Origin of the sequence: Phnomibacter sp. (assembly GCF_036803085.1) — a bacterium.
GTDB lineage: Bacteria > Bacteroidota > Bacteroidia > Chitinophagales > Chitinophagaceae > Phnomibacter.
This window is the reverse complement of sequence record NZ_DAIRUZ010000011.1, coordinates 33,561-45,463: the sequence shown is the minus strand read 5'-3', so window position 1 is coordinate 45,463 and position 11,903 is coordinate 33,561. Positions and strand designations below refer to the sequence as shown.

The 11,903-nt window shown below is 34.7% G+C and carries 10 protein-coding genes; all 10 read right to left on the bottom strand.

All coding sequences use genetic code 11. The features are described from left to right. Window positions 1-395: 395 nt before the first annotated feature. A complete protein-coding gene (locus V7Q13_RS17260; RefSeq protein ID WP_333801914.1) occupies window positions 396-2,255 on the bottom strand; it encodes an HsdM family class I SAM-dependent methyltransferase in 1,860 nt (619 codons plus the stop codon). Then, window positions 2,252-3,010 carry a hypothetical protein gene (locus V7Q13_RS17255; RefSeq protein ID WP_333801913.1) on the bottom strand — a complete coding sequence of 253 codons (759 nt, stop codon included), beginning with the start codon at window positions 3,008-3,010 and terminating at the stop codon, window positions 2,252-2,254. Before V7Q13_RS17255 ends, V7Q13_RS17260 begins: the two co-directional genes overlap by 4 nt. Next, window positions 3,007-4,098 carry a hypothetical protein gene (locus tag V7Q13_RS17250; RefSeq protein WP_333801912.1) on the bottom strand — a complete coding sequence of 364 codons (1,092 nt, stop codon included), beginning with the start codon at window positions 4,096-4,098 and terminating at the stop codon, window positions 3,007-3,009. The genes V7Q13_RS17255 and V7Q13_RS17250 overlap by 4 nt, the downstream gene beginning before the upstream one ends. Next, on the bottom strand, window positions 4,091-6,409 hold the full coding sequence (locus V7Q13_RS17245) for a sensor histidine kinase (protein ID WP_333801911.1): 2,319 nt from the start codon (window positions 6,407-6,409) through the stop codon (window positions 4,091-4,093). Before V7Q13_RS17245 ends, V7Q13_RS17250 begins: the two co-directional genes overlap by 8 nt. Then, the gene (locus tag V7Q13_RS17240) at window positions 6,410-6,637 is read right to left on the bottom strand and encodes a helix-turn-helix transcriptional regulator (RefSeq protein ID WP_333801910.1); all 228 of its coding nucleotides are present in this window, start codon (window positions 6,635-6,637) and stop codon (window positions 6,410-6,412) included. A 515-nt stretch (window positions 6,638-7,152) separates the two neighbouring features. Then, window positions 7,153-7,644 carry a DUF1398 domain-containing protein gene (locus V7Q13_RS17235; protein WP_333801909.1) on the bottom strand — a complete coding sequence of 164 codons (492 nt, stop codon included), beginning with the start codon at window positions 7,642-7,644 and terminating at the stop codon, window positions 7,153-7,155. A 75-nt stretch (window positions 7,645-7,719) separates the two neighbouring features. Then, the gene (locus V7Q13_RS17230; protein ID WP_333801908.1) at window positions 7,720-8,484 is read right to left on the bottom strand and encodes a helix-turn-helix domain-containing protein; all 765 of its coding nucleotides are present in this window, start codon (window positions 8,482-8,484) and stop codon (window positions 7,720-7,722) included. A gap of 244 nt (window positions 8,485-8,728) precedes the next feature. Beyond that, a complete protein-coding gene (locus V7Q13_RS17225) occupies window positions 8,729-9,301 on the bottom strand; it encodes a tetratricopeptide repeat protein (RefSeq protein ID WP_333801907.1) in 573 nt (190 codons plus the stop codon). A gap of 231 nt (window positions 9,302-9,532) precedes the next feature. Next, complete coding sequence (locus tag V7Q13_RS17220; protein WP_025069680.1) at window positions 9,533-10,393, bottom strand: AadS family aminoglycoside 6-adenylyltransferase; 861 nt, start codon at window positions 10,391-10,393, stop codon at window positions 9,533-9,535. 171 nt (window positions 10,394-10,564) lie between these two features. Then, the gene (locus V7Q13_RS17215; RefSeq protein WP_333801906.1) at window positions 10,565-11,776 is read right to left on the bottom strand and encodes a dioxygenase family protein; all 1,212 of its coding nucleotides are present in this window, start codon (window positions 11,774-11,776) and stop codon (window positions 10,565-10,567) included. Window positions 11,777-11,903: the final 127 nt, after the last annotated feature.

The following is an 11,903-nucleotide window of genomic DNA, read 5'->3' as shown; positions in this document are numbered from 1 at the left end:
TACTTAAAAAAAAGAATGCTAGGAGTATGAGACTCTTCATAATATGACGCACAACGGCCAGGGCTTGCTGCTGTGCTGGTATTTTATAATGTCCAGCCCGGAGCCGCAGCCGATTGAAAAACTGATGATGAAGATAACAACAAAAGATGATAGAATTCCGTCGGCTGGATATGGGCTGATAGCGATATGAAGCTGAGTATATATTCGTCTGCCAGCATAGCAGCAAACCCCCTGTTGTATGTTCGCCCTTCGTCTTGGTTCTTCAAATGTTTAGTCTGTGTCTACCGTGGCAGGGTGTGTCCCGGAAGCGTAGGAACAAGGCAGGCTCTTTTGCAAGGTTGGTTTTGTGTGGCGGCTTTGTACGCCTTGCAAATGTGCCTGACTTGGTGCGTCGGCTAAATTACTTTTTGAAGTTCAATGTCATATTTAGTTTCAAAAAAACTGTCAAGCACCTCTTTGTCCTTTTCATTAATCACAAATTTTATTTCGTCTTGGTCTAAGTTGCAGATACCAAAGTTTCTAATATAGTTACTGCTGAATGAAAAATACCCCGAAGTATATGGCTTACTTGAATTTTTAATATAAAACCAAAAAAGTCTTGATTCCATTATTTTTTTCATTACCAACAATTCACTTTTTGATTCAGCAAGTAACGCAAGTCCGTTATAAAATAATAAGTTTTCATCTGAATTGATTAAGTAATTGGGAACTTTGGCAGCCAGATGTGGGAAGAAAAGTTTATGCTTCATTTTTTCTAAGGACTGAGTTCTACCAAAAGCAAACCAGCTTTCGTAATCCCCTTCGCCATTATCTCTTGCAGCAAGAATAGTTTTTTTATTTTCTAAATATTTATATGCTTTTGGAAAATTTCTTTTAAGAAAGGCTTCTTTTAAAAGTTGAGGTTTTATACCATCATCATAAGGGAAAATTACTTTTTCTTTTAATTTAGAAAAACTATCTGTAGTATTTAGCCTATTTGAGTTTAGAATATCTCTGCAAATTCCTTTTTCTATTGGAAAAACACTTCCATTTTGAAGATAGTAAAAGTCTTTATCTTCTTTGATTGGATTAAAAATGTAGATATCATTTTTGAGGGTTGCAATTCCATTTCGAGTTTTATACAAGTCTCCTAATGAAACACCTGTCGATTCAATTTTGGAAATTATTTCATGGTTTTGCAAATTCCAACCTTTCTTAAAATCTAATTTTGAATAATTAATAATGCTAAAAAGATTTTGATTATTTGGTAATTGGTTTACACCAGTTGATTTGTAATATTTGATAGAACTTTCCTTCCTGTTTTCTATAAGGCAAATACAAGTGTAAGTGTATCTTGATTTAAATATTTGCTCTGTTCCAAAATCGATAATCCGAAACTCTAAACTGTTTGTTTGAAAATATTCTCTAAGGCCTCTTCCATTTAAGCTTTTAAAAAAGCTATTCATAGTAATGAACCCAAGAATACCGTCAATTGCGAGGCTTTCTATTCCGATTTGAAAAAACGGGATGTAAAGGTCGGGATGCCCTGAGTTGCATACCTTCCATTTGGTAAGGCTTTTTTTTGTTTCTTCACTAAGATGCCTAGAACACACATAGGGAGGATTTCCTAAGATGATATCAAAGCCAGAAAATTTTTTCAAAATATTTCTCCAACTGAAATTTAATGCATCTCCAACAAATAAGTTAAACTTAAATTCTTTTCGGTCTTCGCCTTCAATTAGTGCTAAAAGGCAGAGAAGGAGTTTCGTTCTAGTAACAGAGTAAGTTTGTATATCTAGGCCATATATGTGGCTTCTATAAATTTCAAAATAGGTTTTATTAGTTAGTCGTTTAATTTCTTTTGCAGCATTATATAGAAATCCGCCGCATCCACATGAGATATCAGCAATTTTTAAATTACTAATTGATTTATTCTTTGCTGTAAAGGTTTGTGTAATAATGTAGTCACGGATATTTAAAGGAGTATAGATAGCCCCATTAATAATTCTGTCTGCAGGAGAAACAACAAATTCAAAAAGTTCGATAAGTTGCTCTGTGTCAAAATTTCCTATTTCATTCTTAATTATACTTGTAAAAGCTAAAAGTTTTGAAAAATCTTTTGCATGTTGTTCGTTTATTACATAACCCTTTAAAAATTCATTTTTTTGAACTGTTAAATTATTGGCTTTAAGAAATGCAGAAACAATAAGACGGTCAATTTCGGTTGGCTTACTTGAACAGTTAGAACTAAGGTATTTAAAAATCAGATTTTTCATATTAAGTACGGACAAAGCGTTGAAGTTGGTTTCCAAATAATATTTGCTTTATCAAAGTCCCAATGATTTGCCATCGTATGGGCAAATGGTTTCCATATTCTTTCCTGATATTCTTTATATAGGCTGGTAAAAATGCCATCATCAAGTAACACTTCAAATGCTGTTGGATAAAAATTAGATGTTAAAAAACCCATTCCTAAAATAAAATCCATTGGGTAATGCATGATTCGAGGTGTATCTAAATGAAGAACCGAGCCATAATTAAAGTCATCGCTATCTAACGGGTTTACCATGTATTGTAAGTGATATATGGGATGCGGTTCAGTACTTACTAAATTCATGTCATGCCGGTCAATGTGAAAGCCAGCATAACAACTTTCCGTACCAATACCTCTAATTAGAACATTAAAATTTAAATCGGCTAAAGGGTCGCTTAATGTAAGCCACTCATTTGAATTAGCGATAACCTTCATATTTAGAGTAATACTCACATCCTTTATTCCTTTTGGTCTAATATGTTTAATGGTTTCGACAGGGATTATAAAGTCTTCTATTTCATAGCCCCAAAAATTTGGGTCTCTGGTTCCATCTTTGAGTGTTGGAATGAAGTTGATATCTTCTAATTGTTTAGCGGCTTGTAATATAGGAGATGTGTTTATGCTGCCACCAATTGTCTTTTCCAATGATTTCGCAACCATTCGAAGCTCTGAAGCTCTTTTTTCTCGAAAAAGCATAATGTTCTTTGGAATACTCATTTGCTAGAAAGTTCTTCTTTGATTAATTTGATACGATTACTTTCAGAAGAATGAGGACGAGGATATCTTTTCTCTAAAACTGCTTTTAAAGAAACATACCGCTCGTCTTGCCATGCTTTGGGCTCTATTGTTGTATGAATTTTGAAACCCTCCAAAGGGTCGATTGGACATTTAAAAAATTCGCAAATAGTCCAGAAATTTGAACTTTTATTGTATTCCATAGGTAATGCTGCAACTAAATTTTTAAGCCCGGAAATTTCTGATAGAAGTTTAACTCTTTCCGAAGCATTCAGCATTGTTAGTCTCTTGCCTTTTGTAGTTTCTTTAAAAATATTCTGAACAATATCCATCCACCATCTTTTCCAACCATCTGAAAACACTCCAGAAAAAAATGCTTTTGAAAAGAAGCCTTCCGAAAGATTCTGCCAATCTGATGACTTATCGATATCAATTCCCAACCTTGCAGCTAATAATTTTTCCTTAATTAATGCGCCTGGTTGATGAAACAATTCCTTTATAACAAAGGACGCATAATCATAAGTAGGCAATGGTTTCGCTAAATCAGTAAAATGTTCTAAAACTCTTGTATCTAGAGCTGATAAATCTTCTCTGCCCAAAATAACAGGCATGTCAAAATTTGAATCAGAAATAAATTGATAACCCTTAGCTAGCGAGGATAGCTTGACAGCAAATTTTTTCCAAGGTGGGGAAACTTGTTTAGTGAATTTGTAATCAAAATGTTCATGGCAAATTTTTTCAACATCATAGGTAGCTCTCATTTTTTCGTCAGTTGAACACAAAATAATTGGGCATGATTTAACACCCCCTTCTCCAGCAATCATTCTTAATTCCTGAGCAATTGAAGGAGCATTATATGCAATATCAAGTGCTTTGCCATCTAAACGCAGGTCTAGTATCAGACCGTCAAAATCTTTAAGTCTTGCTTTTAAATCCTTTATTTCTTCCCCAAAAGTCTTGGGTTGTTCATACGTAACTTCAATTAGTCCATCTATTTGTAAACCATCGGCGATTGCAGCAGTGGTTTCGTCATTTTCATCATCAAGGTATAAGAATTTATATTTAGCCATTGTCTTGATTGTTTTTATTTGATGGTATTTCGATTCTCAGTGTTGTATTGAAATTCTTTTCAGAATTCATTACATAAATTGAACCTCCGTAACTTTCTATAATATCTCTAACTATTTTGAGCCCTAATCCAGTACCTGTTAGTGATTCTGATTCCGATGTTGAATGACCCGCTGCCGAGGATGTGGTAAAGAAGGCATTAAAAATTAACTCCTCATTCTCTTTTGGAATTCCGTCACCATTGTCAGAAAATTCCAAAAAAACATTTTTATCATCTTCACCACATTTAATAAGTATTTCTCCCTTCGTTTGTTTACGTTTTATTGCTTTTTTTGAGTTAGTATAAAAGTTGAAAAGTATTGATGCCCACTCGGAGGGATGCATCGGTGTTGTATACAAATCAAAAGCAGTGAAAACTGGTTTATGAAATGTAATTCCCGAACGTTTAATATCATTCTGAATCACTTCTTCAAAGTCATTTACTACATCCCTCAAGTCAATTGGTTTTAGTTCTCTTAATACATTTTGTGAAATAGCTTTGTCAAAATAAGAAGTGTAAACTGTAAAGGATTTTAAATTTGTATCTAATCTGTCTGCTCTTTTTAATGCTTCCGTATGAGTTTTAACTGCATCTTTAAGAAATGTTGTATCCGCATCAAACGCAGGTAAAAATCTTTTTACTTCATGAACAAATTCTCCAATGACTAATCCAAGACCAGCTAAAATGCGTAGCATGTTATTTTCATCAATAAGCCTTTTTCTGTCTTCTTCATAATACTGCTTCTCTCGTTCTCTTTCATCCTTCAATTTAATTACTACATCCTTAAGTTTTGAAGATGTATTTTCTGAATCAGAAATATTACTATTCGATTCAGTATCGACTATAGTCTCTAAATCTTTTATTGTTGCATCTACCTTTTCAGAAGGATTTTCATCTTCCTTTTTCCAGTCTTTTTGTGAAGTTGTTCCTTTTCGCCCTCTTATTTCTGCGACCTTTTGCGTAGCACTTACAACAGAACGATATATAAAGTCACTTAATTCATGTAAAGCATCGTTCTCTATAAGCCCTTCTCTACTTGATGTTTCATCAAAAAGCAACCCTTGTTTATCGGTAATTTCAACAAATCCAAAGAAATTATTATTAGCATGTGGTGCTAATATAACTCTCTTACGAACTGATTCATCTAATCCTATCCAGTCATTTCCCCTTTCTCCATAAGGGAGTACTCTAAATCCGTTTCTGTATAATCTTATGCCGCCTCTTTCATTCGCAATTTCCCTAATGAATGATAAAGATTGGGGTGGCAAAAGAGATGAGTCCCATATAAAATAATAGCATTTAAAATGTACGTCTTTGATGAAATGAAATTTTGAATCTTCTTTCTCTCTGTTTTTGCCTATCAAAAATATTTCTTCCGGAAAATTGAGTTTGTTACTTTTTAAAGACCAGCAGCCTTGACCATCTTCCAAAATATAACCTTCAATTTCTGCAACTGCATGTTTATAAATAGCTTCATCCTCATCAATAATCGGCGTTATATCATTTTCATGTTTTCTGTAGTATGAACTTTTGAAACCCGGGTCGGTTCTTTGTGTTTCTTCTTTTTTTCTTTTTTTGGAAAGTGGGAAGGGTTGTAAAAGGTCAGATGTATACCTGAACACTCTTTTTATCATTGCATCAGACCAACCTTCTCTTAGACCCTCGATTATTAAGTCGGTACCCTCGTCTTTTGACTTTTGAATTATTTCAATTTGATTAGTGATACTTAATAAGTCCTTGTCAGTAGCAAACTCATCCCAATTAATTGTAATTCTTATTGCATTTACTGCCTCGGAAGTTTGAGTTATGATTGTCAATTTGTTTCCTAATCTCTGTGTTGCAAATCTTCCAATACCTTTTTTCCCTGCTCTGGTTCTATTATATTTTTCAGAAATAGGGTTATGTATTTTTTCAGATGAAGACAATCTCATAAAACCATTAATGAGTTGGGCTCTTGTCATTCCAACACCATTATCTTCAATTAGTAATTTGCCATTTGGTTGCCACGCATTTTCAAAGACAAGCTTAACTTCGGTTGCATCTGCATCATAGGCATTTTTAACAAGTTCTGAAACGGCAGTTTCGTGTCTTCCTACTAATTCTTTCCCTAGTCTATTTATTATTCCGGCATCCACCGAAAAACGAATTTGGTTTTCGTCAAGTTTTGCAATTTCATTTGAAAGAGATAAAATGATAGTGTTATCAGAAGGTTCTTTCTGAATTTCTTCAGTAAGCCTTGCTTTTAATTCTGATATTTTATTTGCATTATCCATTTAACTCTTTGTATTTTTTGATTCTACTTTATTATTTAATAAATCTGTTACATTAACTTTTAAAACTTCAGCAATTTTTACCAGTGTAGTAAGCGGCGGTTGTACGTCGTTAGTACACCATCTCGAAATCGTCGCCTCATTTTTGTCTAGTTGTTCTGCAAGCCATTTGCTGCTGAGATTTTTTTCAACTAGTACAACCTTTAATCGATTTATTGCTTTTTTACTCATATTCATTGCATATTATGCAAATTAATTGACTTACGGTAATATGTGAAGTTTTAATGCTCTTATAAGTTGCCTTGTTGAAAAGATGTTGATTATAGTATTCCCGCTCAAGTTCCCCAGCAGATGAAAAGAATTCTGTCCGCTGGGGGGTGGGTGGGCCTGGTGTTGAGTGATGATTTATTACTGAAGTGTCGAACAAATGTTGATAGATATTCGTCAGCCGGGGTGGGTGGGCTGTGCGTTAGCATTTTTATCTCTTTGCAAGGTTGGCTTTTGTGTGTCGGCTTTGTGTCCCTTGCAATGTGCTAAAAATAGCGTGGGGTCGGGTGGCAAAGTCATGTTAGTTTGAATTTAAGTAGGATGCTGTTTAGGGTGACATACAACGTCCCGCGGCTTGGCGAAGGCAGGGCAATCGAAGCACTTCCGTTCGGCTAATGTACAAAAGTTTAATAGAAGCACAAAAGCTGAAGTTTGCACTTCAGCCCTGCTTTTGCCAAACCGATGTTGTAGGCAGTTTTTTATTGCGGAATTTCTTCCACTAAAATTTCATTTCCTGCTTTGTCGTAATAGGTGCAGGTCATTTTGTCCATACAAATTTCCCATTTTTCTACTCCTGTTTCTGCACACATTTTAATGAAAGTCAGGTAATCTGTTTTTCCTTGTTGATGAGCCAATAATTCCGCTTTGAACTCTTCTGTTTTTGGCGTGTTTGCAATTTCTAATGGTTCATACTTTGCCGGAACAGTTGCTGTATAATCGCTTCCTCCGTGATAGTCAATATGTCCGTCTGTTACATATGCTTCGTAATGAGTAACACCTAACGCCTTAATTTCTTTGATATACGAAGGAAAGTCTGCACCTGATTTTACTTTGCTGTGAGCCGTTTTGATTTGTTCTACTGTAAACATTTTTTCTTGATTTTTAATTGTTAAACGATTTTTTGAATTACATGAAATCATAATGCTTAGACCTGCGAAAATGATTGTTGATTTTAAGATTGCTTTTCTCATTTTGTCTTTTTGCGTTATGATTACGATGCAAAATTGCAATTCTTAAAATCGTTGTCATTGTAAAAAATCGTTTTTCTACAAAAATCGTTTAAAATTTTCGGGTGTGTCGCCTGTAAATTGTTTAAAGTCTTTTATGAAATGTGCTTGGTCAAAAAAATTGTTTTCGTAGCAGATTTCGGTCAGCGTTTTACTGTCGTTTAGATTGTCAAGAACTGTGTTGAAGCGAACAATAGAAGCAAATTTTTTGGCTGTCGTTCCCACCACTTTTCTAAATCGCTTTTCAAATGGACTTTGGCTGATAAATAGCTTTTCGTTCAATTCTTTTATGCGGATTGTTCCGTTGCTTTGGTAAATAAGTTTAACCGCTTCAACAATTAATTTGTCGGTTTCAATGTCTTTGAGTTGAGATAGTAAAAACTGCTCAACTATTTTTATGCGTTGTTTGTCTGTGGTGGCAATTGTTAATTTTTCTTCAACTTCGGTTACACTGTTTTTGTCAAAAATATCTTCAAGTGAAAGACTTAAATTAAAGAGTTCGTTGGCAGGATGTGAAGCAAAATGAGTAAAGCCAATTTCGGTAAAGTAAACCAAAATGGTTCCTATGTCTGCCGAATTTTTGAAGACTTTGTAACCATCAGTAATACCTGTAATTCCTGCCGTAGTTAGTTTGCTTTCGGTGTTGTCTTTCACAGCTGCAAGTTGTCCTTTATACTGAAACCCGATAACAAGTCCCGAAGACGGAAAAACTTTGTATTCATTTTCCAATTCGTTCTCCGACACTACAAAATATTTGATGTAGGATTTTAATTGTTCAGTCGGAAAATGTTTGTCAAATTTCATTGGTTTTTCTGTTGGGAACGGGTTTTGTAAAATTGCCTACAACGATCAGGGCTTGCCGTCAGGTGTGGGATTAGTATTCCGTCCGCCGACAACCGCTGCTGATTAAAATTATTTTGTTGAAGTTAAGATTTGATGATCAAAGTTGCTTGTCCTGCCCGAACTGAAGTTTGGCTTTGTAAAACTGCCGATTGTACTTGCGTCCAGCCACACTTGCGGCAAACCCCATGTTGGTGGCAGTATTTGTCTACTGTAGCTTTTTAAGTTGTCCTTTTGCCTTTATGTGTCCGTACTCAAGAGCTTTTGTAAAAAAATGTTTGGCCCAGCGATTTGACTGTTTTACACCTTCGCCGTGTTTGTAACAAAGGCCTAAATTATAAAGAGCCATGCTATCATTGTTTGCTGCTGCTTTTTTATACCAATAAACCCCTTTTGTTTGATCTTTCTTAACTCCTTCACCATAGAAATATGAATAACCCAAATCTCTTTTCCCGTCAATTAGTCCAGCTTTTGCAGCTTTAGAATACCAAAACACTTTTTTCTTGTCGTTCTTAAAACCAAGTTCTCCTGTGGCATAGAAAAACCCAACATTAAATTGAGCGTCTCGGTGTCCAGCTTTTGCGGCTTTTAAGTACCACTCAAAAGCTAAGTGTAAATCCTTGTCTGTTCCATAGCCATTGTCATAGCAGGTGCCTAAATAAAATTGAGCTCTTTTGTGTCCGGCTTTGGCAGCACACCACCACAAAGCAAAAATGTCTTCCCAATCTTTCTTTTTGGGTTTTGTTGTTTCAAAGGCAAGTTTATAACCTAAGCGAAACATGCGATTTGTTTTTGTCTTACTAAAGGTCTGTGTCAAGTAATGGAGTTTATAAAAATAGGTTTTGGAATGAACACTTTTTTAATATTGCCACCAACGGTTTGGGTATTGCCGAAGGCGGGGATTTTTAGCGCAAAAGTTCAAACGAAGGACGAATGTTGAACCTTGCACAAATGTCCAATCGAAGTCGTTCAGCCCCGCTTTTGGCAATACCTTGTTGTACGACGTAGTTATTTATTTAGTTTTTAATTCGTCCAAATATTTTCGTATGTCTTTTTCTAATTTTTTGGGATAATCATAATTTAGTTTTTTCGATAATTCAGTTCCAATTTTTGAAACTAAATCAGCCATTGCAAATAAAGCATCCCAATTATCATTTTTTTTACTTCCTGAAAATGTTTGTTCTATTGTTTCCCACAAATCGGTAGTCAGGTATTTTTTAAAAAGTCTGCCGTATTTATTGGTTGTAATATTCCAATTATGTTCGCTTGAAATGTACCATTCGATTAAAGGGATTAAATAGTCTGTTCGGATATTATTTTCAGTCATAAACTTTGTATAAAACAAGTCATCCCTAATAATACATTTTGCGGTATGAGCAATGTCCCACCAAAAGTCATTTAAAACTTGTTTGAATTTTTTTTCTGTAGGTTTTTTTATTATAAAAATCTGGTGAGTAGGCTTTTTTAGACTATTTGTTAGCCCTTCTTTATCCACCAAAACTTTATAGCCAATATCCCAATCTTCGTGTAATTCATTTTTTTTTGCGTCAAGTAAAAATTCGGGTTTGCTGTATAATTTGAAATCTACTTTGACATAGTCAGCATATAAAACCATTTTCATAGCGTGTTTACCTTCGAAATAGGTTTCGTCTTCTTCAACCATTGCAATTGGATTTCCAAAATTTTCTGTCCAAGTATTGTCTGAAATATATTTGGCGTTATTTTCGAATATAAGTTCAATGTCTAAGTCGCTAAAATCGTCAACAGGTGCTAATGGATTTACAAGTGAACTTGTCAATAATACTGCTCTTATGTCTCGGTTATTTTTAGACCAATCAATTATTGCTTTTAGTTTTTCGTCACGAACTTTCATTTTTACGAGGTGGGTTTTACTATGTCGTACAACGGTTTGGGTATTGCCGAAGGCGGGGATTTTAAGCATAAAAGTTCAATCGAAGAACGAATGATGAATTTTGCACAAATGAACAATCGAAGTCGTTTCGCCCCGCTTTTGGCAATACCTTGTTATGTGCAGCCCTCCTTATCATTCGTGTTTTGGCTCGTTTAAGTCAAAATAATTTCCTTTTGTTTTGTCAAGTGTTTCTGCAATAAGTTTAAAGTTTTGTTCTGTCGGTTTTAGATTTACATATTTGTCAACTATTGTTCTGTGTCTGTAAATGATAAATGTATTTTCAACACTTGCATTTACTTTATTAAGGTTTGCTTCGCTTTCAGTATCTGCAAATGATGGAACAAAAGTCAAAGCAATTTTTTGAAGCCTTAATTCTTTTCCGATTTTTTCTAATTCTGTTTGGCGTGTCTGCTTATTATAATTTTTTGAATTTCCATAAACAAAGTATGCTTTAAGGTATTTTTCTCTTATTACACTTTCGTTGTCTAATTGTCTAAGCCATTTTTTGATTTCGTCCCAATTTGGATTATCACCAACAAAATATACAATTCCGTGATAGCGTCCATATTTACAAACTGGACAAGTCCTTGTTCCTTTGTCGGGTCCAAAGGCGTGAAATGGCATAAATGAAGGTTGGTCTTCACCAATTTTTAAAACCGATTGAATGTCTGCCTTGTTTTTAGTAGGGTAGTCGGGAATATTCAATCCTAATACAATATTGTGTTCTGCGATTTGAATATTACTGTCTAAAACAATTCTTAGTAGTTCTGTTCCTGCTCTGTCAAGTTTGCCATATTTTTTCTTATGGTTTAGATACAATGGGTCATCATCAAAATAAAGGTCAGCATAATATTCGTTAGAGATGTCTGGTTCTTTTACGGATAGGTGAATGTGTTGCGGAATATTATCATTAGGATAAGCAGTAGGTCTACTTGTTTTTATTGTATAGTTTCCACTCTTGTCAGTCTTTACCCAACCTCGCAATTTACCGTGTTCCTTTGCTTGTTTGGGTGTTTCGTCATTTGATGAATACAAACCGTTATCGTCCGTATGCCAATAATATATGATGACATCAGATGCAGGTGTTTTTCCGTCAAGTTGGAAAACTTTACCTGTCAAAATGAGTTTTTGTTTACCTTCTGTCCAACCTAAACTGATATGCTCGGATAGAATTTGTTTGGGTATTCCAACATACATCAATTCACAACCTTCACAACCACCACCGACACTTTTTTTGGTGGTGGTATTTTGTTGGGTTACTGCATTAGATTTTGTCTGCCCGTTACAACTTGTCAAAAATTGTAGCAGAAATATGAAAAGTAAAAAGTTTATTATTCTGTTCATAATTTATACGCTGTCTGTTTAGGGTTGCACATAACGGAAAAAGTATTTGCGAAGGGCGGGCTAAATAGAACGAAAAGTTCAATTTCGACCGAACGAAGCAAATTGCTTTTTCAGATTGTTAAATTAC